Consider the following 23150-nt stretch of genomic DNA (forward strand, 5'->3'; position numbering starts at 1 on the left):
CGCATCTCGCGATGCGCGAAAGGATCAGACGCCGACGCGGCGGCCGGTGAGCTTCTCGGCTCGGCGGTCGGCGATCTGCAGAGCTCGGCGCTCCCGTTCGCGGCGGAGTACGGTGATCCCGACGAGGACCGCCTCCGCCGGTGCTGCCGGGATCGGGGAGACGAAGGGGGCGGCCTCGGCGAGGAGGTCCTGTGCGACTCTCGCTCGCGCAGCCGGGACCATCCGCGGTGCGCTCTGCAGGAACTGCGAGATGCGCCGTGCGAGACGATCGGGCAGGCGGGCCACATCGGCGATCTGAGCCCATCCCGCGAGCATCGGCGGAAGCACGGGCACCGAGGGGATCAGCTTCGGTGTGCGAACCCGCTGGCTGTAGGTGCCGGCGACCATGTCGCCGAGTCGCTGGGATCGGGAGCTGAAGGCACCGGAGAGTACGGCGACGCTGCCGAGCGTCATGTAGATCTCGAGAACGCCGAGAAGCGCGCGGATGAACGCGTGCCGGAAGCCTGTCGCCCCGCCGTCGATGCGCACGATGCGTCCGCCCACGGCGAGCTTCCCGAGGCTGCGACCCTTGAGCGCGACCTCCATCGTGATGGGGAGAACGACGAAGCTGACCACGATCGACGCGATGAGGGCGATCCTGTCGGTCGCGTCGTCGAGGAGCCCGATGTCCCAGAGCCAGATCCGCAGGAAGATCGTGAGAAGGAAGACCCCGAGACCGACCAGGAGATCGATGATCGCTCCTGCGGCTCTCAGCACGAAGCCCACCGGCTGCACATCGATCGCGACGGCTTCGCCGGAGAGCACCTCGTCGGATGCGTCGAGCTGGGCAGACATGAGTACAGTAAATCAGGTGGATGCCGATGCGCTGACAGATGCACGCCGCGCCGAGTGGGAGCGGCTGGAGCAGCTGAGCCGTGCGCGGCTGGACGGCGCGGGGGTCGACGAGCTGATCGTGCGCTACCGGGCGGCTTCGGCCGATCTGGCCGAACTCAAGACGTCGGTCGGAGAATCCCCTCAGGGGGCGTACCTGTCGACGATCCTCGTCCGGTCACGGCTGCGGCTCACGGGGGCATCCGACAGCATCCTCACGCAGACCGCGCGCTTCTTCTCTCGCCAGCTGCCCGCCGCGCTCTATCGCCTGCGGTGGACGACTCTCGTGGTCGCCGTCTCGTTCATCGCGATCGTCGTCGGCACCGCGGCATGGATCTCCTCCGATCCGGCACTTCTCGCGACGCTCGGGCCTCCCGATCTGCTCGAACAGTATGCGGACGAGAGCTTCACGGGTTACTACACGGAGAACCCCGCGGCCGTCTTCATGGGGATGGTCTGGTGGAACAACGCCTGGATCGCGCTGCAGTGCGTTCTCTTCGGCATCACCGGACTGTGGCCGGTGAACGTCCTCGTGCAGAACGCCATGGGACTCGGGGGCTCCGGAGCGGTGATGGCGGCGCATGACAAGGTCGACGTGATGATCCTGTACATCCTTCCGCACGGTCTGCTCGAGATGACGTCGATCTTCGTCGCCGCGGCCGGCGGACTGCACCTGTTCTGGTCGTGGGTGGCTCCGGGGCACCGCTCTCGAGGCGAGTCTCTCGCCACCGAGGGGCGAGCGCTCGCGACGGTGGCGATCGGACTCGTGTTCTCGCTGTTCCTCGCGGGACTGATCGAGGGCTTCATCACCGGATGGTCGTTGCCCTGGCCCGTGAAGATCGGCATCGGGGTCGCAGCCCTCGCCGCCTTCCTGATCTACATGATCGTGATCGGCGGCCGTGCGCACCGTCTGGGCGAGACCGGCGATCTCGTGGAGTACGAAGCAGGCACGCCGAGACTCCTCGCGGGCTGACACCCGGCGGGATCGCTCAGGTGTCGAGTTCCTCTCTCTCCGAGACGTCGAAGAGGGCCCGGTAGGCGAGGCCGGCCAGGAGTGCGCCGATCATCGGGAAGACGAGGAAGACCCACAGCTGTGCGAGTGCTTCGGTGCTCCCGTACACGGCGGTGGCGATCGATCGAGCGGGATTGACCGAGGCGAAGTCGATCGGCAGCAGAACCAGGTAGATCAGCGCCAGGGTGACGCCGGTGACGAGTCCGCCCAGAGGCGTGCCGCGCGCAGGATGCGTGACCCCCAGGAAGACGAAGATGAGGAGCGCGGCGAAGAGCGCCTCGCCGATGATCGCCGCTCCCATGCCGAAACCGCCTGGCGAGGAGGCTCCGAATCCGTTGCTGGCGAAGCCCGCGGTGCGTTGGGCCTCGAGCCACCCGTCCGGGCCGAACAGGCCGATCAGGAAGATCAGCGTCGATGCGATCGTCGCGCCTATGCACTGGGCGGCGATGTAGGAGGGCACATCTCGCCACGGCATCCGTCCGGCCGCCGCCGCGCCGAGCGTCACGGCCGGATTGAAGTGGCCGCCGGAGATCGGGCCGAACGCGTACACCGCGGCGATGAGTGCCAGTCCGGCCGCGAGCGAGATGCCGACGAAGCCGATGCCCTCTCCGCTCACATCGGTGCCCTCGCCGAATCGGGAGGCGAACAGCGCAGCGCCCACGATCGCGATCACGAGGATCGTCGTCCCGAAGGCCTCGGCGGTGAGCCGTGCGGTCATCGTGGCGGCGGGAAGTCTCGTGTGTGTCGGGCTCATGCCGTCGACCTTCGACCCCGTCACAGCCGTCCTGCGGCTTTCAGCTCGAGGTATCGATCGGCGATCCGTGGGGGAAGGCTCTCGGGGTCGGCGGCGATCGCCTCGCCCCCGGCTCGTCGCACGGCATCCGCCACGTTCTCGGCGTCTCGCATCGTGCGTTCGGCCGCTGCGGCGAGGTAGACCTCCTCGCGCGAACCGCGTCGCTGCGTCAGATCGGCGATGCCGTCGTCCGTCACGGATCCGACGAGGATCGACGTCGCGCGCGAGGCATCGGGGAAGGCGCCGAGGAAGCCCCGTGCCGACTCCGCGGCATCCTGAGCGGTGAGGACGACGATCAGTGCGGGGCGGGTCGTGAGAGTACGCACTGCGGCGAACGCTCCCGGCCAGTCGGTGTCGACGAGGCGTGCGTGCACGGGGGCCATCGCATCCGTCAGCGCGGGGAGGAGCGCAGTGCCCTCGACGCCGGTGACCCGAGCCCGCACCACACGGTCGTACATGAGCAGATGCACGTGGTCTCCCGCACGCGAGGCGAGCGCGGCGAGCAGCAGCGTCGCCTCGAGGGCGGCGTCCACCCTGGTCCCGTCGCCCACGCGGGCTGCGGCGGTGCGCCCGGTGTCGATGATGATCACGACATGGCGATCGCGCTCAGGACGCCACGTCCGCAGCATCGTGGTGCCGGCGCGGGCTGTCGCCCGCCAGTCGATCGAGCGCACGTCGTCGCCGCGCACGTACTCGCGGAGCGAATCGAACTCGGTGCCCTGGCCGCGCACCTGGATGCTGGTGTTCCCATCGAGTTCGCGCAGCCGAGCGAGCCGGGACGGAAGGTGTTTTCGCGATGAGAACGCCGGGAGCACGCGGATCGTGCCCCGGACGCTGTGACGAGCCTGGCGTCCGGCGAGTCCGAGCGGCCCCCGTGAACGGATCATCACGAACTCGCTCGAGAGCTCGCCGCGTCGTCGGGGGAGCAGCGGGATCGAGACACGACGCCGCTCTCCCGGCGGCACGCTGAGGGGAAGACGGTCCGTGCCGGCACCGGCCGTCGGCTGCCAGGCATCGCGGATCAGCGCGTGCAGAGTGCGGGAGCCCTGGTTCTGCAGTGCGACGCTCACCGGAACGAGCTCGCCGAGCCGAGTGCGGGTCGGGACACGCCTGGTCACGATCACGGAGCGCGGACTCGGTGCGAGCAGCACGTCCAGCGCCACCAGGAGGATGCACAGAGCGACCCAGATGCCGAGCGCGGCGTAGGGCGAGAAGTCAGCGAGCCCTGCGAGCACGACCGGAACCACGCCGACGGCGACGGCGAGGGTGAGGCGGCCGGTGACGAACACCTAGATCGGCACCCTGGTCTGCTGCACCACGGAGGTGAGTACGGCATCGGCGGACACGCCCTCCATCTGCGCGTCCGGCCGCAGCTGCAGACGGTGGCGCCAGACCGGCACCAGCATGGTCTGCACATGGTCGGGAGTGACGGCGGAAGACGCGTTCAGCCAGGCCCACGCCTTCGCCGCTGCGAGCAGGCCGGTGGAGGCGCGGGGGCTCGCTCCGAGCTCGACCGAAGGAGACTGCCTCGTGGCCCTCGCGAGGTCGACGACATAGCCGAGCACATCGTCGGTGACCTCGACGCGTCCGGCGGCGTCCTGAGCGGCTCGGATCTCATCGGCCGTGACCGTCGCCTCGACGCCGGTGAGCTCGCGCGGCGAGAACCCCGACGCATGCTTGCGGAGCACCGACACCTCGGCGTCCCGCTCAGGCATCCCGACGACCAGCTTCATCAGGAAGCGGTCGAGCTGCGCCTCGGGCAGCGAGTACGTGCCCTCGTGCTCGATGGGGTTCTGCGTCGCGGCGACCAGGAACGGATCGGGCAGCGGGCGGCTGACGCCGTCGGCCGACACCTGACGCTCCTCCATGGCCTCCAGCAGTGCCGCCTGCGTCTTCGGAGGAGTGCGGTTGATCTCATCGGCGAGCAGGATGTTGGTGAACACGGGGCCCGCGCGGAAGTCGAACTCCCCGGTCCGCGCGTCATAGACGAGCGATCCCGTCACATCGCCGGGCATGAGGTCGGGGGTGAACTGCACCCGCTTCGTGTCGAGACCGAGGGCGCGGGCGAACGACCGCACGACAAGCGTCTTGGCGACACCCGGAACGCCCTCGAGCAGCACATGACCGCGGGCGAGCAGCGACACGAGCAGTCCCGTCACCGTTCCCGCCTGGCCGACGACGGCCTTGTCGACCTCGGTGCGTACCCGGTGCATGGCCTGACGCAGCTGCGCGTCGTCGAAGTTCTCAGCGGTCACGTGGTGTCCTCGGCTTCCGTTCGGAGGTATGGGCGGTGATTCTCAGCGGTGCACGGGTCATTCGGGTCTCCGGCCGATCGAGCTGGACGCATCGACGGCGGTCTCCAGCTCCTGCAGGCGGCGGGCCATCTCGATCAGGGCGGGATCGTCGGTGGGCGCCGGTCCGGAGAGCAGGTCATGCAGGGAACCGCGGGGGATGCGGAGGCGATCGGCCGCCGCATCCGCGATCTCTTCGGGGGTCGCGTTCACGGCGAGGCCGAGTCGGCGAGCGAGCCTGCGCCTGCTCCCGTCGACGATCGCTTCGCCGGCGTGCGCCGCGTCGCCGGATTTCGCGGTGAGGCGGGCGCGACCGTTCATGGTCTCGGAGGCGCGCACCGTCACCGGAAGCGTCTCGGCGACCAGCGGCCCGAAGCGCTGGCCGCGCCACAGCGCCGCGGCGAGTCCGGCGACCATCAGCAGCAGGATCGCCGGGGTCACCCAGCCGGGGGTGAGCGAGCCCAGCGTGTCGGGCGTCTTTCCCTCGATGTCCGTGTCGGCGAAGCTGGGCACGTACCAGACCACACGATCGGCCTGACCGAGGAGAGCGATACCGAGTGCGGCGTTCCCGTCTTCGGCGAGGTAGGCATTGCTGAACAGGCGTGCACCCTCGACGACGCTCGTCGTGGTGCCCGAGTCTTCGTCCACGAGGACTGCGGCGGCATCGTCGGTTCCGAAGCATCCCTCGACGCCGTCACCCGGAGCGAACAGACGATCGGGGCGAATCGTGCCGACGTCCGCGAACTCCGGAACGCTGCAGTCGGCCTCCACAGGAGCGGCGTCCGCCGGGGCGTTGTCGCCGATGTTCAGAAGAGTGAGAAGGTGAGTGCTGCTCGAGAGGAAGACGACCCGGCCTGCCGGATCGATCAGCTCACGGATCGCCTCGTCGGAGAGCGTGTACGGATTGGCCAGCACGAGTGTGGCGTCGTCGTCGAGCGCCGCACGCGCTTCGGTCCGCGAACGGAACACCTCGACCTCGACGCCCTGATCGGCGAGGAGCTGGGCGAGCGCCATCGATCCTGAATCTCCGACGCTCTCGGGGTCGAGCGCACCACGCTGGTCAGGCATCCGCACACCGACCTGTATCGCCACGAACACCCCGCCGAGAACGAGCAGCACGACCACGGCCCAGCCGATCAGCGACCGCAGGCGCCGACGGTGCGTGAGGCGTTCGGCGGTCGACGCCGAGGGTGCGTCGTTCTCGAGCAGCGTCACGCGGTCACCGACTCGGGTCGGAGCGTGCTGAGACGGTCATCGGTGGCGGCGATCTCGGCATAGCGTTCCGCCGTCGCGGGGTGCCGCAGATAGCGCACGTCGTCGAAGGAGACGGCGGCGTTGCGCACAGGCGACGTCTCCGTCGGGAACACGGCGGAGACCTCGCGAGCGATCGCCTGCGCGGTGGCACCGGGGGAGGGGTCGATGAGGTCGCGTTCCAGCAGGCCTCTCGCGAGGGCGCGGAATCTCAGGATCGTGGCGTCGTCCCAGTCTCCGGCACGAGCGCTGCGCTCGGCTTCTGCACGCAGCTGCACGGCAGAGCGGTCGTCGTCCGCGCCGAGGAGGTCACCGCGCGGCCTCCTGATCGCCTGAGAGCGGCGGGGGCGGCCCCAGATGATGAGCGCCGCGATCAGAGCGCCCACCACGATGAGACTCACGACGATGAGCGCCGACGGCCCGACATTCGCTCCGTTGTCGGAATCGAAGAGGTCGGCGAGGAAGCGTCCGATGTCGCGCGCGATCAGGTCGAACCAGGTCGGTTTCGCATCGGCGTAGCGAGGATCGGCGAGCTCCTGCTCGGCCCAGCGTCTCGCCTCGTCTCCGTCAGGGATGCGCACATCGTCGAGGGGACGGATCATGCCGACCCTTCGCCGCCCGACCCGGGGGCCGCCCAGGTCGAGTCCGTCGGTCGCTCGGGTGCGGGGTTCGGAGACGAAGCAGTCTGCGGAGGCGTCTGACCCGCTGCCGGGGGCGCCGGAGGGGTCGAGGGCGCGGGAGCGTAGGGCGGCAACGGGGGTGCCTGATGCTGGTCGAGGTACGGCTGTGCGGGACTCTGCGGTTGCGCGGGATAGGGGTATTGGGGCTGTGCGTACTGCGGCTGTCCGGCGTAGGGCTGTCCGGCGTAGGGCTGTCCGGCGTAAGGCTGTCCCGCGTAGGGCTGTCCCGCGTACGGCGGCTCCCCCTGGTATTGCGGCGCCGGGTACTGCTGATACGCGGCGTACGGCTGTGTCGGGTAGCCCGCGGGCGTCATCATCGCCCACTCGGGGACCTGCTTGGGCGGAGGCGCGCTCGTCACGGCGCGCTCGGCATCGACGACGAATGGATCCCCCAGCTGCTCGTCGGTCCAGCCGAGGTCCCTGCGCTCCACGTGGCGGATGAGCGACTGGTCGAGGCCCTCGTAGCGCATCCGGCTGTCGAGGTAGACGAGGGTTCCCGCGGTGCTCTGCACCACCAGCGTGACTGCCTGCAGGACGAGCAGGAGGATCTGCGGGGCGAGCAGGGCGAAGACGAATCCCATGATGGTGGCGGTGTCGGCCGAGCCCGTCGGCGCGATCACCGTGCCGAGCATCGAGCTCACCAGGGAGACGGGCAGGTTCACAAGCTGCATCGCGACGCCCATGATGGCGCCGATCAGGAAGGTGACGCCCCAGGCGATCCAGAATCGGCCCCGGGTGAGGCGCCACGAGCGCACGAGCGCGTCGCGGAACTTCGCCCGCTCGAGGACGAGGATCGACGGGACCAGGAGGAGCTTCGTCGTCAACCACACCGTGAGCGGGATGGTGGCGAGGACGAGCACCACCACGAGGATCACGATGCCCCCGATGGCCTCCGCCGACCCTCCGAGCCCGCCCGCGATGAAGCCGGCGATGATCAGGAAGAGGACGACGATCACGCCGAAGATGAAGATGACGGAGAGCGAAGCGAATGCGGCCAGGCGCCAGAACGACGGGATCATCTTCCGCCACAGCGTTCCCAGGGTCGCCTTGACGCCGATCGCCGCGAAGCCGACCTCGGCCGCGACCACTCCCTGCATGAGAGCGGTGAAGGCGACCGAGGCGAGGCCCACGGCGAGGCCGGCCACGATGTTCATCGCGATGGTGCCGGCGAACACCGCTTCGAAGTCGGGGGAGGACGGGGTCAGGGACTCGAGCCGTGTGAAGGTCGTGAAGAACACGAAGCCCATGACGGCCGCGCTGAGCACCACCACAGCGAGCTGGATCACGACCCCGAAGCCGAACAGGACCTTGGGGTTGTGTCGCAGCGCCGCGAAGGATCTGCCCAACATCATGCCGAAGGTCAGCGGATGCAAAGGGATGATGCCCTTCTTCGGGGCAGGGGTCCACGTCTGGCCGCTCACCGGCACTCCCTCCGTCGTGCGCTCCCATCGTGTCACAACACCCGTTGGGCGCGCAGACATGGGGTCAGTGGTACTGAGTGCCATAAGGTAACAGTTATGACCTCACGCATTCTTGTGGTCGACGACGACACCGCGCTCGCCGAGATGATCGGCATCGTGCTGCGCACGGAGGGCTTCGAGCCCGTGTTCTGCGCCGACGGTGCGCGGGCTGTCGAGGAATGGCGCACGCAGCGACCCGACCTCGTGCTGCTCGACCTGATGCTGCCCGGCATGGACGGAATCGAGATCTGCACGCGGATCCGTGCGGAATCCGGTGTCCCCGTCATCATGCTCACGGCGCGCAGCGACACCGCAGACGTGGTGCGCGGACTCGAGGTGGGCGCAGACGACTACATCGTCAAGCCGTTCAACCCCAAGGAGCTCGTCGCCCGCATCCGCACTCGTCTGCGCCCGGCGCCGCAGACTCTGGGGGAGCAGTTGCGCGTGGGCGATCTCACCGTCGACGTCGATGCGCACGAGGTGCGCCGAGGGACGGCCCCGATCGCCCTGACACCGCTGGAGTTCCAGTTGCTCGTCGCCCTCGCGTCGAAGCCGCAGCAGGTGTTCTCCCGCGAGATGCTCCTCGAACAGGTGTGGGGATACCACTACAAGGCCGACACGCGCCTCGTGAACGTGCACGTGCAGCGGCTTCGGGCCAAGGTCGAGCTCGACCCTGACAACCCCAAGATCGTCATGACGGTGCGTGGCGTCGGCTACCGTGCCGGGAGCCCGGGCTAGTCCCATGGCCGCGACCACAGCGACCACCACGGCGGTCGCTGTCATCCGCGACTGGCGCGGTTGGCCCACCGTCACACGAGCCCTCTGGCGGCGATCCCTGCGTTTCAGGACGCTGACGATCACGCTCCTGCTCACCTCGACAGCGATCCTCATCACATGCGTGACGATGGCGCTCATCATCCAGAACGATCTGTTCGAATCGCGCAAGAAGGAGGCGCTCGAGGACGCGGCTCGTTCCGTGAACCAGGCGCAGACGACCCTCGACGCCACCGCGCTCGGCGACGACCCTGCAGCGCTGCGGGAGCTGTGGGAGAGCGTGCAGGAGGACCTCGGTCGCAACTCCACCGCCGACGGGCTCGCCGGGTTCCGCATCAACGTGGATGAGGAGGCTGTGTCGCTGAGCGGCTTCACGGCCGGTCTGAGCGCGAACAACATCAGCCCTGCCCTGCGCACTCGGGTCGTCAAGTTCGACGACTGGCAGTCGTGGCAGTCCGCGTCGCTGGACGTCGATGGCCGCGCGGTGCCCGGGATCATCGTGGGGCAGCAGTTGCAAGTCCCGGAAGCAGGACCCTTCGAGGTCTACTTCGCCTACGACCTCGCCAACGCCGACAACACCCTCACGTTCGTGCAGCGCACGCTGTGGATCGCGGGCATCGGCCTCGTCGCGATCGTCGCCGCGATCTCGTTCGTCGTGCTGCGCACCGTGTCGACCCCGATCGTCGAGGCCGCGGAGACCAGCGCGCGTCTCGCCAGCGGTGATCTCGGCGTGCGCATCGACGTGCACGGGGAAGACGAGATCGCCACTCTCGGGCGGTCCTTCAACGCGATGGCCGACAGCATCGAGTCCCAGATCAAGGAGCTCGGCGAGCTCTCACTGGTGCAGCAGCGGTTCGTCTCGGACGTGTCGCACGAACTCAGGACGCCGCTCACGACGATCCGGCTCGCCGCCGACATGCTGAACGATCAGCGCGAGGAGTTCGATCCGACGACCGCACGCACCACCGAGCTCCTGCACACGCAGGTGCAGCGATTCGAGACGCTGCTGTCGGATCTGCTCGAGATCAGCCGGTATGACGCGGGATCCGTGCAGCTGGAGCTCGAGGCCACGAGCCTCGCGCATCTCGCCGAGGACATCATCGAGCAGATGCAGCCGCTCGCGGACGGGCGAGGCAGCGAGTTGCGCCTCGTCGCGCCCGGCGGGTACTCGCCGGTCGAGATGGATCCGCGTCGTGTGCGACGGGTGCTGCGCAACCTGATCGGGAACGCGATCGAGCACGGTGAGGGGCGGCCCATCGTGGTGACGGTGGACAGCAATCAGCACGCCGTCGCCGCGGGGGTCCGCGACTTCGGACTCGGGATGGACCCGGCGGATGCCGAGCGTGTGTTCGACCGGTTCTGGCGCGCCGATCCGTCGCGTCAGCGCACGATCGGGGGGACAGGACTCGGTCTCTCCATCGCGCTCGGCGACGCGACACTGCACGGAGGGACCCTCGGAGTGTGGTCGGAGCTCGGCGTCGGCACGAACTTCGTGCTCACCCTGCCGCGTCGGGGCGACGCAGCCGACGGTCCCTCACCGATTCCGCTGGAGCCGCAGGAGCCGATGAGCGAGATCGGTGACGCCACGCAGCCGATCCAGCTCGCCGATCTCCCCGCCGACCTCTTCGACAGGGGGAGCATCGAATGATGACTCGGACTCGCCGTGCGCTGCGCGGAATCGCCGTCGTCACCGCCGCCCTGCTCCTGACGGCGTGCACCGGTCTCCCGACGACGGGCGACCCGCAACCGGGGCTCGCGCTCGGAGCCTCGCCCGAAGACCCGGACTTCCTGCCCGTGGCGTCCGATCCGATCGACGGGGCAGGGCCCGCGGCGATCGTCGAGGGCTTCATGGAGGCGGCGATCACACCGGCCGACAACTGGGACACCGCGCGCAAGTTCCTCACTCCCGAACTCGCCGCATCGTGGCGTCCGAACACCGGGGTGTCGATCGACGTCAGCGCGGTGACGCGCTCGTTCACCTCGAGCGTCGAAGACGACTCCGAAGCGAGTGACGGCGACACCGCCGACGTGCGCGTCCGATTCGATCAGGTGGCGAGCGTCGACGCGACCGGGGCGTACTCCGAGGCGTTCGGGGCGTCGAATTCGGCGTTCGTCGTGGTTCGCACCGACGGCCAGTGGCGCATCACCGAGGCTCCTGACGGCGTCGTGATCGACGAGTCGCGGTTCGCGCGCGTCTACGACGACTACGCGCTGCAGTACTACGACCAGACCTGGGAGAGGCTCGTTCCCGATGTTCGCTGGTTCCCGAGACGGGCGACGGTCGCGACGACGATCGCCCAGTCGCTGATCGGCGGCGCGCCGAGCCCGTGGCTCGATCCCGCCGTGCAGAGCGCCTTCCCGCAGGGGGTCCAGCTCGCGCGGGACGCCGTGCCGATCGACGCGGATCAGGTCGCGGACGTCGCGCTGAACCGCGCCGCTCTGGGTCTTGATCCGAAGACGCTCGCACGCATGCGCACGCAGCTGCAGGAGACCCTCGCGGCGGCCGGCGTGCAGGTCGACCAGGTGCGTTTCAGCGTCGACGGACGCACACTCGACGCGGGCGTCGTCAAACTCGTGGAGGACCCGGCGGACCCCGGCAGTCTCGTGCTCAAGGGCGGCGAGTTCGGCTCCCTGGTCGGCAGCGAGATCACGCCCATCCCCGGCGTGACCGAGGACATCCTCGCCGCGACGCAGTCGATCACCGCGATCGATGTCGCGATCGACGGCTCGAACGCAGCCGTCCAGCTGGCGGACGGGCACGTGTATCTCACGGGAGACGACGGGTTCAACGAGCTCGATGGCAGGGCGTCGCTGATACGTCCGTCCATGGACCCTTACGGGTTCACCTGGTCCGTGCCGTCGAACGCTCCCAAAGCGCTGCAGGCGATCGGCAGTGACGTCGCGCCCCTCGGGATCGCGGGCGCCTGGCCGGACGCCTCCGCCATCTCGGCACTGCGTGTCTCGGCGGACGGCGCGCGCGTCGCGGCTGTCGTCGTGGTCGGCGGAGAACGCTGGGTGGTGGTCTCCTCGGTCATCCGCGACGACGCGGGTGCGCCGACCGAGCTCGGCCCCGCAGAGCCGCTGACCCAGCTGGAGGGCGGCGTCAGCGGTCTGGTCTGGCTCGGTGGCGATCGTCTGGGTCTGCTGATGGATCTGAACGATCGGATGGTCCTCACCCAGATCGTCGGAGGGCCGGGCACATCCGAGGTGGCTCCGACCGGCGCTGTGTCGATCGCCGGCTCCCGCTCCGCCTCGGGGCTGCGTGTGCTCGGCGCCGAAGGAGCGGTGTTCGCGCGGAGCGGGTCGGCATGGAGCGAGTCGACGGACGGTGTCTCCGTGCTAGCGACACGGGCGGGGCACTGACCGCCTCACCCTTCCTGCACGGTCCACGCGCACGGTCACGTGACGCACAGAAGTGTGCCGTGGAGCCTGATGCGGCGGCGCGGTGTCGAGGCGCTGAGGCACGATCGACGGATGCCTTCGACGTCGTCGCTCGTCACCATCGGTCAGGAGATCCTGGCTCTGCTGCTCGCGGCGACCTGTGCGGGCTGCGGCCGACCTGAGACGGTGCTCTGCGCCTCATGCAGGAGCAGGCTCCGACAGGAGCCGGTCGAGGCGAGCACCCCGGCGGGACTGCGGGTGGTCGCCGGGATGACCTTCGACGACGTGGCCGGGAGGTGCATCCGAGCGCTCAAAGACGAAGGCCAGACCCTGCTCGCCCGCCCGCTGGGGGCTGCTCTCCGAGAGGCGCTGAGCGTCGCTCTCAGGGGCGAGGACGACGATCCGGTGCATGTGATTCCGATTCCGACGTCCACGAGCGCTTTCCGCAGACGGGGGTTCCGCGTACCGGAGATCCTGATCCGACGTGCGGGCTTCATTCCTCAGCGGATGCTGGTGGTGCGTCGTCGCCGACTCGATCAGCGCGGGCTCGACGCGGCGCGTAGAGCCGCGAACGTGCGGGGGACCATGCGGACGCGATTCACCGGACGCGACGAGCCGGTGGTCCTCGTGGACGACGTGGTGACCACGGGCGCGACCTTCGACGAGGCGGCGCACGTGCTCCGTGACGCGGGCTTCCGCGTCATCGCGGCGGTCGCGCTCGCCGCCACCCCACGTCACAGTGAACGGAATGCGAACGCATCGGGGACACGCAGGAAATGACCCGTGACATCCGCGGTCAGGCGGACTACCGTGGGGGGTCACAAGGCGACCACGGTCCGCCCTTGGCCGGGAGGACCGGGACAAGGAGGCAGCAATGGAAACGAGCATCGTTGGCGTCGGGGTGGGTATCACTGACCGATTCCGCACCGTTGTCGAAGAGAAGATCGCCAAGATCCAGACGTTCGCATCTCGTGCGCAGCGACTGGACGTCAAGGTCACCCACCGGGTGTATCGGAACGGGCACGTGCCCGATGAGACGGTCGAGCTGACGCTGATCAGCAAGGGGCCCGTCGTCCGTGCGGAGGCCACCGACGGCGACAAGTTCGTCGCCCTCGACCTCGCGGTCGACAAGATGGCCGAACAGCTGCGCAGGGCCAAGGAGAAGCGAGTCGACGGACGACAGCATCCCCGTGGAGCGCACTTCGAGAAGGAGAGCGGAGCGCTGGAGGGCATCGACGTCCAGCCGGCATCCGTCGACGTGCTTCGCGCCGTCGCGACCGGGGCCGTGCCGATCCAGAACGATGAAGACGAGGTCTACTCGCCGGTCGTCATTCGCACGAAGAACTTCGGCGCCGAATGGATGACCGTCGAAGAAGCGGTCGACCGCATGGAGCTCGTCGGTCACGACTTCTTCCTGTTCGTCGACGTGCGCACCGACCACCCGAGCGTGGTCTACCGCCGCAAGGGCTGGGACTACGGTGTGATCGCACTCGAGACGGCGGCGCCGCCGTCCGAAGCGCTCGCTTCCTGAGGCTCACACGCAGAACGGCCCGACTCCGGAAGGAGTCGGGCCGTTCTCGCGTCCGGGCTGTGCGGGTCAGTCGAAGATCCCGTCGAGGATGCTTCCGATGACGAGTCCTCCGAGGATGCCGGAGGCGATGTCGCCTCCGCCTCCGCGTCGGCCGCCGCCGCTCCAGCCGCCGCCGCCCCAGCCGTCGCCTCCGCCGCCCCACCCCTGATCCTGCGGGCGGGACGAGTCGATGTCGCGCTGTGCGAGTTGCAGGGCCTCGGCGGCGAGGTGCGCGACACGGCGAGCGCTGGCGAGCGCCTCGTCACGCGTCTCCTCGGCGGGCAGCAGGTCGGACAGATCCACGCGCAGGCGCTCGGCCTCCGCGAGCCGGGTGCGTGCGTCGGCGCCGATCCACCCGCGGTGTCCTGCGATGAGTCCGCGAGCGACGCCCAGCTGGCGATCCGCGTCGTCGATGGCGTGCTGGACCTGCGGGATGCTGGGCAGGGGATGCTCGGCGCGATGACGCGCTGTGGCGATGGCATCGTCGAGGGCTGTGTTCGCCCCGCGAAGCTGAGAGAGCTCGGCGAAGGGGTCGCCGGGTGTTCCTGCGGGGGAGAGGGCGCTCAGCGCGTCCTGCAGCGCTGACACCGCGGCTGCCACCGCCGGCACCTGCGGTGCGGTGCGCGCGGCGATCAGGTCGCTCCTCGAATCCGCCACGACCTCGGCGAGTGTCGACTCGGCACGGAGCGCCTCGATCTCGAAGTCCTCGACGGCGTCGAGCAGGGCGGACGCGCGGCGGGTGGCCTCGGTCGCGGTCTCGAGGGCGAGGTTCGCCTCCTCGTTCTGCTTCGCCGCGCGACGACGCTCGGAGACGGCGGCGCCATGCGTGGCGAAGGCGATGAGCTGCTCCGCTTCGGCGGCGCTGGCCGTGATCTGATGCATCGCAGAATCGGCGTACCGCGAGGAGAGGCGCGCGACGGTCTCATTCGTCTGCGGGATCCGTGTGCTCAGCTCCGCGGCATCCGCGCGGACCTGCGCGATCACCTCGGGCGCCCGACGGACCTTGGAGATCGATGTCGCGAGGTCGGAGGTCTTCTCATCGAGCAGATCCTGTGCCCACTCGCACAACTGCACGATGCGAGCGTTGCGGGTGCGCAGCTCCTCCGCGGTGTCGGGGATCTCGTCGTGGTTGAGCTGGTGCATCTGGAAGGCCTCACGCAGATGGGTGCGTACGGCGCTCAGTGCCTTCTTCAGGTCGCTGGTGAGCTGCTCTCCGAGCTCCGCCTCGGCGAACGCCAGCTCATCGGAGGTGCTTCTGATGCGCTCGTCGGCTGCGACGAGCGACTGCTCGGCACGCCGTGCGAGATCGGCATCCTGTGCGGCCAGTTCTTCCTGCTCGCGCTTGCGTCTGCCCCATATTCCAGCCATACGACCGATCCTAGTTTCCCGAGCGAGAGTGCTGGCTGTGCATCCGCTCCAGGCGAACGTCGATCAGGCGAGGGCAGCGACGGACGGACGCGCCGGCCGCCCGCGCTTGGGGCGGTCGGCCGTCAGCTCGAGCGCGACCGCGTGCTCCGGATGCTCGGCGAGGCGGTCCTGCACATGGTCGAGCCAGCGCAGCTCGGCATCGGCCGCGAAGATCATCGAATCGACGACGAGCGACCAGGCGAGGCCTTCAGGCGTGTCGTCCTCCCGCGAATCTCTGACGTCGCGGAGTGTCCCGAGATGACGTCGAGAGGCCACGCGCTGTGTTGCGACCACATCCGCGGCATCCGCGCCGGGAAGCGTCGCCGCGACGGCCAGCTTGATCGCGAGCTCGTCCCTGGTCGCCAGACCCCGCTCCACGGGTGCTGCGAGCCAGCGGTCGACCTCCGTCATCCCGGCCTCGGTGATCTCCCAGTAGACGTGCCCCTGCGCGTCGGCGTCGCCACGGTCCACGAGCCCGTCTCGTTCTAGGCGCTCGAGAGTGTTGTAGATCTGCCCGACGTTGAGCGGCCACACGGAGCCCGTCCGGCGGTCGAACTCATGGCGAAGCTGGTGTCCGTAGCACGGTCCCTGCGCGAGGATCGCGAGCAGACTCTGTCGAACCGACATGTGAGACCTCCCGGGTCGTGGATCAATATATACATACTCGGAAACAGGACGCGGGCGCGGCATGCAGACGACGTGCAGGTCACGGACCGGTAACATGACAACGTATGCCTGGTGCGCGCCCGACACGTGGCGCCCCGGACCCATCGACAGGGAGATGACATCTGTGGCCAATCCTCTTGAGAAGCTGCTGCGCGCCGGTGAAGGGCGGGTCATCCGTCGCCTGAATCAGGTGGTGAAGGCCGTGAACGCGCTGGAAGAGGACATCTCCAAGCTCACGGACGACGAGCTGCGCAACGAGACCGTCGAGCTGCGTGAGCGTTTCGCCAAGGGAGAGTCGCTCGATCAGCTGATGCCCGAGGCGTTCGCCGCCGTCCGCGAGGCTGCGAAGCGCACGCTGGGCATGCGGGCGTACGACGTCCAGATCATGGGCGGCGCGGCGCTCCACCTCGGCAACATCGCCGAGATGAAGACCGGTGAGGGCAAGACCCTCGTGGCGACCTTCCCCGCCTACCTCAACGCGATCGCCGGCGAAGGCGTGCACGTCATCACCGTCAACGACTTCCTCGCGAGCTACCAGGCCGAGCTCATGGGCCGCGTCTACCGCGCACTTGGAATGACGACCGGGATCATCGTCTCCGGACAGACTCCGGCCGTGCGGCGCGAGCAGTACGCGTCGGACATCACCTACGGCACCAACAACGAGTTCGGCTTCGACTACCTCCGCGACAACATGGCATGGCGCAAGGAGGATCTCGTCCAGCGCGAGCACTACTTCGCGATCGTCGACGAGGTCGACTCCATCCTCATCGACGAGGCCCGCACGCCGCTCATCATCTCCGGCCCCTCGTCGGGTGAGGCCAACCGCTGGTTCGCCGAGTTCGCGAAGATCGCCCGCACCCTCGAGGCCGGTGTGGACTACGAGGTCGACGAGAAGAAGCGCACGGTGGGAGTCCTCGAGCCGGGCATCGAGAAGGTCGAGGACTACCTCGGCATCGACAACCTCTACGAGTCGGCCAACACCCCGCTGATCTCCTTCCTCAACAACTCGATCAAGGCGCTCGCGCTGTTCAAGAAGGACACCGACTACGTCGTCATGAACGACGAGGTCATGATCGTCGACGAGCACACCGGTCGAATCCTCGTGGGACGCCGCTACAACGAGGGCATCCACCAGGCCATCGAGGCCAAGGAAGCCGTGCCGGTCAAGGCCGAGAACCAGACTCTCGCCACCGTCACGCTCCAGAACTACTTCCGTCTGTACGACAAGCTCGCCGGCATGACCGGTACCGCCGAGACCGAGGCGGCCGAGTTCATGTCGACCTACAAGCTCGGCGTGATCCCGATCCCGACGAACCGCCCCATGGTCCGGAAGGATCAGTCTGACCTCGTCTACAAGAACGAGACGGCGAAGTTCGCGCAGGTCGTCGAGGACATCGCCGAGCGCCACTCGAACGGACAGCCCGTGCTCGTCGGCACCGTCAGCGTCGAGAAGAGCGAGTACCTCTCGCGCCTCCTCGCCAAGAAGGGTGTCAAGCACGAGGTCCTCAACGCGAAGAACCACGCGCGTGAGGCGGAGATCGTGGCCCGCGCGGGCCGCCTGGGCGCCGTCACGGTCGCCACGAACATGGCCGGCCGAGGCACGGACATCATGCTCGGAGGTAACGCCGAGTTCCTCGCCGTTCAGGAGCTCAAGGGCAAGGGGCTCGATCCCGTCGAGACGCCCGAAGAGTACGAGGTCGCCTGGGACGAGACCTACGAGTCGATGAAGGCCGTGGTGACCGAAGAGGCCGAGAAGGTCATCGAGGCCGGTGGACTGTACGTCCTCGGAACCGAGCGTCACGAGTCGCGTCGAATCGACAACCAGCTGCGCGGTCGATCCGGGCGTCAGGGCGACCCCGGCGAGAGCCGCTTCTACCTGAGCCTGACCGACGACCTGATGCGTCTGTTCCAGTCCGGCGCCGCAGAGGCGATCCTCTCGCGCACCAACTTCCCCGACGACGTGCCGATCGAATCGGGGCTCGTCTCGCGCGCCATCCGCAGCGCGCAGTCGCAGGTCGAGTCCCGCAACGCGGAGATGCGCAAGAACGTCCTCAAGTACGACGACGTCCTGAACCGTCAGCGCGAGGCGATCTACGCCGACCGTCGGCACATCCTTCAGGGTGACGACATCGCCGACCGTGTGCAGCACTTCATCGAAGACGCGATCAGCGGCGTGGTCCGCGACCACACGGGTGAGGGTCACAACGAGAGCTGGGACTTCGACGCGCTCTGGACCGAGCTCAAGACGCTTTACCCGGTGAGCGTGACGATCGACGAGGTCGTCTCCGAGGCGGCTGACCGCAAGGGCGGCATCACGGCCGACGGGCTGACCCGGGAGCTCCTCTCCGACGCCAAGATCGCCTATGAGACCCGTGAGGAGTCCCTCGGAGACGCGGCCACCCGTGAGCTCGAGCGCCGGGTGGTGCTTCAGGTGCTCGACCGCCGCTGGCGCGATCACCTCTACGAGATGGACTACCTGAAGGACGGCATCGGCCTGCGGGCCATGGCACAGCGCGACCCGCTCATCGAGTACCAGCGCGAGGGCTACGCGATGTTCCAGTCGATGATGGGACAGATCAAGGAGGAGTCCGTCGGATACCTCTACAACCTCGAGGTCGAGGTCCGCCGCGCGGGCGATTCGCAGACCGCCGAGGTCGAGGCCAAGGGCCTGGCCGACGGCGGCGGCGAACAGCGCCTCGAGTACTCGGCGGCGAACGACGCGGGCGAGGTCGAGGTCCGCAACGATCGCGGTCAGGTGCAGCAGGCGGCGACCGAGAAGCTGCGCCAGGCTGCCGCGGCTCGCCAGGCGCCGGCCGAGGCTGCCGAGCCCGAGCAGGCTGCTCGCGGGGCCTTCGGTCAGCGCACCGAGGCGGCGGCGCCGGCAGCGGGCAACCGCGAGCAGCGCCGCGCTCAGGGCAAGAAGAAGAAGTAGGCGCGATGCGTCGCGAGGGGCCGGATCCGGGTGGATCCGGCCCCTCTTTCTGTCGCTGTAGGCTTGCGCAATGACACCAACGCGCCACTTCGACCAGTCGTCGAAGCTCAAGAACGTCCTGTACGAGATCCGTGGAAACACGCTCGTCGAGGCGGCGCGGCTTGAGGCCGAGGGGCACCGCATCCTCAAGCTCAACACGGGGAATCCGGCGATCTTCGGTTTCGAGGCGCCGCACCAGATCGTGCACGACATGCTCGCAGCGCTTCCGACCGCACACGGGTACAGCGACAGCAAGGGCATCATCTCGGCTCGCCGTGCTGTCGTCAGCCGCTACGAGGAGATCGAGGGATTCCCTCGTTTCGACCCGGAGGACGTCTTCCTCGGGAACGGCGTCTCCGAGCTCATCACGATGACGATGCAGGCGCTCCTCGACGAGGGAGACGAGGTGCTGATCCCGGCACCGGACTACCCGCTGTGGACCGCGATGACGAGTCTCGCCGACGGTACCCCCGTGCACTACCTCTGCGACGAGGAGAACGGCTGGCAGCCCGACCTCGAGGACATCCGCTCGAAGATCACTCCGCGGACCAAGGCTCTCGTCATCATCAACCCCAACAACCCGACAGGTGTCGTGTACTCGCGCGAGATCCTCGAGGGAATGGTGCAGATCGCGCGTGAGAACCAGCTGCTGCTCCTCTCCGACGAGATCTACGACCGCATCCTGTTCGACGGGGCCGTCCACATCCCGACCGCGACCCTGGCGCCCGACCTCCTGTGCCTGACCTTCAACGGACTCTCGAAGACCTATCGCGTCGCCGGCTACCGTTCCGGATGGCTCGTGATCACCGGCCCGCAGTCGCACGCGAAGGGGTTCCTCGAGGGGATCAATCTGCTCGCGTCGACACGGCTCTGCCCCAACGTCCCGGCACAGTACGCGGTGCAGGCGGCGCTCGGCGGTGTGCAGTCGATCGACTCGCTCATCGCGCCGACCGGTCGGCTGCACGAGCAGCGCGACATCGCGTGGGAGGGGCTCGAGTCGATTCCCGGTGTGTCCTGCGTCAAGCCGGAGGGTGCCCTCTACGCGTTCCCGCGCCTCGACCCGAATGTCCACGAGATCCGCGACGACGCCAAGCTCGTCTACGATCTCCTCGTGTCGGAGCACATACTGCTCGTGCAGGGAACCGGCTTCAACTGGCCGACCCCGGACCACCTGAGGCTCGTCACGCTTCCCGAGCCGCGCGTGCTCGCAGAAGCCGTCGAGCGCCTCGGGAATTTCCTCTCGAGCTATCGGCAGTAGCCGCAGCCGTGCCCTCCGGGGTGTAGGCGGAGACGAGGCGACGCACGGCTGCGACCAGGGCCGACCGCGGCGTGAGATCGGCCATCGGCCGGGCATGCAGCAGGGCGGCGTCGGCTGCGCGCTGATCGAACGGCAGGAAGGTGACTTCGGTGATGCCGGCGAAGCGTTCGAGCGTTCGCCGGATCTGCCCGCGAGCGTCGATGCCGAGCGGCCCTGGACGGACGCGATTCACCACGATGTGGCTCGACGTCGTGCCGATGAGGCGGCGAAGCTCGGCATGATCCCGGATGAAGCGGCTGATCCCGACCGGATCGGCGGATGCGACGGCCACGATCGCATCCGCCTCCTGCAGCGCGGTGACGGTGGCCGCGTGCCTGCGCGGGCCCGTGATGTCGTAGGTGGCCTCGTCGTCGGCGTCGAAAGCGCCCGACACGTCGACCACGGTCTCCTCGGCCCAGGTGCGGCACGCCGTGAGCGCGGAACGCAGACGATCTGCGGAGAGTTCCGGCCACCGACCGGGACGATTGATTCCCCCGAGCACGTCGATCTCGCCCGCACTCGTCTCGAGCACGCTCGCCAGACGGGTCAGTTCGGCGGAGTCGAGGGCGCCGAGCTCCGCGCGTCGGCAGGCTGCGGCGATCCCGGGTGCGTCGTCGCTGAGCCCCAGCAGCAGCGCGAGCGACGGTGCCACGGTGTCCGCATCGACCAGAGCCGTACGGCGCCCTGTTCTGGCGAGTTCGACAGCGAGCTGGATCGCGATCGTGGAGCGTCCGGGGGAGCCGGCCGGGCCCCAGACAGCGGTGACCCGATGCGGGGCCTGCGGCGCGGAAGCGATCGCCTCGGGAACATCGGCGATCAGCGCGCGAGCGACCGCCCAGCCGCTCGCATCGGCGGGAAGCGGTGCGGCGAGGCCGTAGCGCCCCAGGAGTCGGCTGTCGCCGTCGCCGAGGGGAACGATCCGCACAGCCGCCCTGTCGCACGCTGCGATGAACTCGGGTGTCATCACGCGGCGGCTGACGGCGACGATCACGGCATCGATGTCGGCAGGCAGCGGGAGGACACCACCCGGCGGAGCGATCGCGGCCACGTGGACGCCCTCGATCTCGAGCTCATCAGCCAGGGCAGAGGCTCGTCCCGGTGGCAGCACCAGCACCACGGAGGTCATGGGGTGGATCCGACCGGCACGATCGACAGCACGGAGCCACCGGTGATGGCCGCGAGCACCTCGGCCACCTCGGCCCGGTCGATGACGACCTCGACCGACGTGCCGCCGGCGGCGAGCATCGCGTCGGTCGTGATGACCGACGCGACGGTCGCATCGGCCACGAGGATGCGGGGCGCGTCGAGGGTGCCCTCGTCGTCGTCCAGTGGCGGTGCATGCCACAGCTCGACGACCGTGCCTGCCTCGACGTCCGCGGGTATTCCGGTACTGCTCTCCACGACGATCGTCGTCGTCCGGCTGTCGTCCGCATCCTCTGTCGAGGAGCCGGCCATCAGCTCGCCTGACGCGATGGTGCGCGACGCCACGAGTCCGGGGCGGAGGTCCTGCGGGGCGAGATAGCGATCTGCGATGGTGCCGAGACCGACGTCGACGACGCGGAAGTCTCCGGAGACGAGAGCCTCGCCTCTGACGATCGTCCGGGTCGCCTGGAGCACAGGAGTGGTCGGCCCCGACGCGGTGACGACGGCCCAGACGCCGCCGATCGAGAGCACGACCAGCACGATGCCGATGAGGAAGCGGACGTCGCCCCAGAAGGCGCGCCGAGTACGGGCGAACTTGTTCATTGCGACATGGTCACAGATATCGCTCAGCACGCTCGAGACTTATCCACAGCATGCGCGAGGTGCGGGTGCGTCAGTGCGGTGGGGGGAGAATGGGACGATGCCTGACTCATCCTCGACCGCACCGCGCTTCCTTGCGCCGTCGCAGGTGGCCGAGCTGCTCAGCATCGAGGTGGACGAGGTCATCGAGCTCGTCTATCAGGGGCGTCTTCGAGGGTCGAAGCTCGGTTCGCCCGCGAGGTGGCGCATCGAGGAGTCGAGCCTCTCGGAGTACCTCGATGAACAGTCCGAAGAGGCCAGGCGGATCGCACTCTGGCACCAGGCGAACGAGGCGAGCTTCCCGGAGGTATGGGGCACCTCGCGCCGTCAGGGCATCTGATCGCCGACGGTCTGGACCGATGTCACGGCCGCGAACGGGATGATCCGGAAGCCGCGGACGGCTGAGGCCGTTCGGGCATCGCCCGGGTCGTGCAGCGCCAGATCGAGATGATCGGCACCCGCTCGATCGACTGTTCCGTGGAAGTCGGATCCGTCGATGCTGACGACCCTGACGGGTACGCGCCGACGTCCGAGGTCACGGAGGACGAACCCCAGCGACATCCGCTCGCGGAGGACGGGCGCGGACGCCTCCGAATCCTCGAGGCTGGCGAGCAGCAGACCGTGGTCGATGCTGAGACCCCGCACGGCATGCAGGGGCAGGATCCGTGTGGATCGTCGGGCGGAGGCGTCTTCTGTCTCGATCATGGCCGCCGCGACCCAATCGGAACCCAGCGAGTGCAGCCGCGCCCGGATGCGCATGCCCCCGGGAAGATCTATGGTCGCGGGAGCGGCCGAGGCACACAGGACTCGGAGCCGGCTGCGCAGCTCGAGGCGCGAGACGCGCAGCCGCTCCGACTCCGCGTCCAGCGCCGCGCGCTCGCTTTCCCACTCCGAGGCCAGCTGGCCCTCGAGGTCTTCGAACAGTCGATCCCAGTGCACGCGCCC

At 68.5% G+C, this 23150-nt stretch carries 21 protein-coding genes; 9 read left to right on the forward strand and 12 right to left on the reverse strand.

From position 1 onward, the window contains the following. Positions 1–24: 24 nt before the first annotated feature. Positions 25–834, reverse strand: coding sequence for an RDD family protein (locus JOF42_RS08990; RefSeq protein ID WP_210097549.1), 810 nt, complete (start codon positions 832–834; stop codon positions 25–27). A gap of 16 nt (positions 835–850) precedes the next feature. Here JOF42_RS08990 and JOF42_RS08995 point away from each other — a divergent pair, with 16 nt between their 5' ends. Then, positions 851–1843, forward strand: a complete 993-nt coding sequence (locus tag JOF42_RS08995; RefSeq protein WP_210099148.1) for a stage II sporulation protein M — start codon at positions 851–853, stop codon at positions 1841–1843. Between the two features lie 16 nt (positions 1844–1859). Here the strand turns inward: JOF42_RS08995 and JOF42_RS09000 are convergent, their stop codons facing one another. The 6 genes from JOF42_RS09000 to JOF42_RS09025 form a co-directional block, all read right to left on the reverse strand. Further along, complete coding sequence (locus JOF42_RS09000; protein WP_245340767.1) at positions 1860–2636, reverse strand: aquaporin; 777 nt, start codon at positions 2634–2636, stop codon at positions 1860–1862. Between the two features lie 20 nt (positions 2637–2656). After that, the gene (locus JOF42_RS09005) at positions 2657–3964 is read right to left on the reverse strand and encodes a DUF58 domain-containing protein (RefSeq protein WP_210097550.1); all 1308 of its coding nucleotides are present in this window, start codon (positions 3962–3964) and stop codon (positions 2657–2659) included. Continuing rightward, positions 3965–4888 carry an AAA family ATPase gene (locus tag JOF42_RS09010; protein WP_245341115.1) on the reverse strand — a complete coding sequence of 308 codons (924 nt, stop codon included), beginning with the start codon at positions 4886–4888 and terminating at the stop codon, positions 3965–3967. Positions 4889–4987: 99 nt separating this feature from the next. Continuing rightward, positions 4988–6181: a DUF4350 domain-containing protein gene (locus JOF42_RS09015; protein ID WP_210097552.1), complete on the reverse strand. Its 1194-nt coding sequence runs from the start codon at positions 6179–6181 to the stop codon at positions 4988–4990. Beyond that, positions 6178–6819, reverse strand: a complete 642-nt coding sequence (locus tag JOF42_RS09020) for a DUF4129 domain-containing protein (RefSeq protein WP_210097553.1) — start codon at positions 6817–6819, stop codon at positions 6178–6180. The genes JOF42_RS09015 and JOF42_RS09020 overlap by 4 nt, the downstream gene beginning before the upstream one ends. Beyond that, complete coding sequence (locus JOF42_RS09025; RefSeq protein ID WP_210097554.1) at positions 6816–8318, reverse strand: hypothetical protein; 1503 nt, start codon at positions 8316–8318, stop codon at positions 6816–6818. Before JOF42_RS09025 ends, JOF42_RS09020 begins: the two co-directional genes overlap by 4 nt. A 96-nt stretch (positions 8319–8414) precedes the next feature. Between JOF42_RS09025 and mtrA the strand changes: the two genes are divergently transcribed. The 5 genes from mtrA (at position 8415) to hpf (ending at position 14043) form a co-directional block, all read left to right on the forward strand. Further along, a complete protein-coding gene (gene mtrA / locus JOF42_RS09030; RefSeq protein WP_210097555.1) occupies positions 8415–9095 on the forward strand; it encodes an MtrAB system response regulator MtrA in 681 nt (226 codons plus the stop codon). Positions 9096–9099: 4 nt separating this feature from the next. Next, positions 9100–10779 carry an MtrAB system histidine kinase MtrB gene (mtrB, locus tag JOF42_RS09035; protein WP_210097556.1) on the forward strand — a complete coding sequence of 560 codons (1680 nt, stop codon included), beginning with the start codon at positions 9100–9102 and terminating at the stop codon, positions 10777–10779. Next, positions 10779–12494 (forward strand): LpqB family beta-propeller domain-containing protein, encoded by a 1716-nt coding sequence (locus JOF42_RS09040; RefSeq protein ID WP_245340768.1) that lies wholly within the window; start codon positions 10779–10781, stop codon positions 12492–12494. Before mtrB ends, JOF42_RS09040 begins: the two co-directional genes overlap by 1 nt. A 111-nt stretch (positions 12495–12605) precedes the next feature. After that, positions 12606–13292 carry a ComF family protein gene (locus JOF42_RS09045; protein WP_210097558.1) on the forward strand — a complete coding sequence of 229 codons (687 nt, stop codon included), beginning with the start codon at positions 12606–12608 and terminating at the stop codon, positions 13290–13292. Positions 13293–13386: 94 nt separating this feature from the next. Continuing rightward, entirely contained in the window at positions 13387–14043 is a 657-nt protein-coding gene (hpf, locus tag JOF42_RS09050; RefSeq protein ID WP_210097559.1) for a ribosome hibernation-promoting factor, HPF/YfiA family, read from the forward strand. 66 nt (positions 14044–14109) lie between these two features. Here hpf and JOF42_RS09055 read toward each other — a convergent pair whose 3' ends face one another. Further along, complete coding sequence (locus JOF42_RS09055) at positions 14110–15450, reverse strand: coiled-coil domain-containing protein (RefSeq protein ID WP_210097560.1); 1341 nt, start codon at positions 15448–15450, stop codon at positions 14110–14112. Between the two features lie 63 nt (positions 15451–15513). Then, positions 15514–16116, reverse strand: a complete 603-nt coding sequence (locus tag JOF42_RS09060) for a PadR family transcriptional regulator (RefSeq protein WP_210097561.1) — start codon at positions 16114–16116, stop codon at positions 15514–15516. Between the two features lie 163 nt (positions 16117–16279). Here JOF42_RS09060 and secA point away from each other — a divergent pair, with 163 nt between their 5' ends. Together secA and JOF42_RS09070 are read left to right on the forward strand one after the other, a co-directional pair. Further along, complete coding sequence (gene secA / locus JOF42_RS09065; RefSeq protein WP_210097562.1) at positions 16280–19087, forward strand: preprotein translocase subunit SecA; 2808 nt, start codon at positions 16280–16282, stop codon at positions 19085–19087. Positions 19088–19157: 70 nt separating this feature from the next. Beyond that, the gene (locus JOF42_RS09070; protein ID WP_210097563.1) at positions 19158–20384 is read left to right on the forward strand and encodes a pyridoxal phosphate-dependent aminotransferase; all 1227 of its coding nucleotides are present in this window, start codon (positions 19158–19160) and stop codon (positions 20382–20384) included. On the opposite strand, the gene JOF42_RS09075 is transcribed toward JOF42_RS09070, so the two are convergent. Continuing rightward, positions 20308–21549: a CpaE/TadZ family protein gene (locus JOF42_RS09075; protein WP_210097564.1), complete on the reverse strand. Its 1242-nt coding sequence runs from the start codon at positions 21547–21549 to the stop codon at positions 20308–20310. The genes JOF42_RS09070 and JOF42_RS09075 overlap by 77 nt on opposite strands. Next, on the reverse strand, positions 21546–22169 hold the full coding sequence (locus JOF42_RS09080; RefSeq protein ID WP_210097565.1) for a CpaB family protein: 624 nt from the start codon (positions 22167–22169) through the stop codon (positions 21546–21548). Before JOF42_RS09080 ends, JOF42_RS09075 begins: the two co-directional genes overlap by 4 nt. A 97-nt stretch (positions 22170–22266) precedes the next feature. Between JOF42_RS09080 and JOF42_RS09085 the strand changes: the two genes are divergently transcribed. After that, on the forward strand, positions 22267–22545 hold the full coding sequence (locus tag JOF42_RS09085) for a helix-turn-helix domain-containing protein (protein WP_210097566.1): 279 nt from the start codon (positions 22267–22269) through the stop codon (positions 22543–22545). On the opposite strand, the gene JOF42_RS09090 is transcribed toward JOF42_RS09085, so the two are convergent. Further along, positions 22533–23144 (reverse strand): hypothetical protein, encoded by a 612-nt coding sequence (locus tag JOF42_RS09090; protein WP_210097567.1) that lies wholly within the window; start codon positions 23142–23144, stop codon positions 22533–22535. The genes JOF42_RS09085 and JOF42_RS09090 overlap by 13 nt on opposite strands. Positions 23145–23150: the final 6 nt, after the last annotated feature.

The sequence above is a fragment of the Microbacterium phyllosphaerae genome (genome assembly GCF_017876435.1).
GTDB classification, from domain to species: domain Bacteria; phylum Actinomycetota; class Actinomycetes; order Actinomycetales; family Microbacteriaceae; genus Microbacterium; species Microbacterium phyllosphaerae.

Coding starts and splice junctions, on each gene's coding strand:
- JOF42_RS08990 (WP_210097549.1), bottom strand. CDS start 834: ATGTCTGCCCAGCTCGACGCATCCGACGAGGTGCTCTCCGGCGAAGCC.
- JOF42_RS09070 (WP_210097563.1), top strand. CDS start 19,158: ATGACACCAACGCGCCACTTCGACCAGTCGTCGAAGCTCAAGAACGTC.
- JOF42_RS09075 (WP_210097564.1), bottom strand. CDS start 21,549: ATGACCTCCGTGGTGCTGGTGCTGCCACCGGGACGAGCCTCTGCCCTG.
- JOF42_RS09060 (WP_210097561.1), bottom strand. CDS start 16,116: ATGTCGGTTCGACAGAGTCTGCTCGCGATCCTCGCGCAGGGACCGTGC.
- mtrA (WP_210097555.1), top strand. CDS start 8,415: ATGACCTCACGCATTCTTGTGGTCGACGACGACACCGCGCTCGCCGAG.
- JOF42_RS09000 (WP_245340767.1), bottom strand. CDS start 2,636: ATGAGCCCGACACACACGAGACTTCCCGCCGCCACGATGACCGCACGG.
- JOF42_RS09085 (WP_210097566.1), top strand. CDS start 22,267: ATGCCTGACTCATCCTCGACCGCACCGCGCTTCCTTGCGCCGTCGCAG.
- JOF42_RS09010 (WP_245341115.1), bottom strand. CDS start 4,888: ATGCACCGGGTACGCACCGAGGTCGACAAGGCCGTCGTCGGCCAGGCG.
- mtrB (WP_210097556.1), top strand. CDS start 9,100: ATGGCCGCGACCACAGCGACCACCACGGCGGTCGCTGTCATCCGCGAC.
- JOF42_RS09040 (WP_245340768.1), top strand. CDS start 10,779: ATGACTCGGACTCGCCGTGCGCTGCGCGGAATCGCCGTCGTCACCGCC.
- JOF42_RS09045 (WP_210097558.1), top strand. CDS start 12,606: ATGCCTTCGACGTCGTCGCTCGTCACCATCGGTCAGGAGATCCTGGCT.
- hpf (WP_210097559.1), top strand. CDS start 13,387: ATGGAAACGAGCATCGTTGGCGTCGGGGTGGGTATCACTGACCGATTC.
- JOF42_RS09080 (WP_210097565.1), bottom strand. CDS start 22,169: ATGAACAAGTTCGCCCGTACTCGGCGCGCCTTCTGGGGCGACGTCCGC.
- JOF42_RS09055 (WP_210097560.1), bottom strand. CDS start 15,450: ATGGCTGGAATATGGGGCAGACGCAAGCGCGAGCAGGAAGAACTGGCC.
- JOF42_RS09020 (WP_210097553.1), bottom strand. CDS start 6,819: ATGATCCGTCCCCTCGACGATGTGCGCATCCCTGACGGAGACGAGGCG.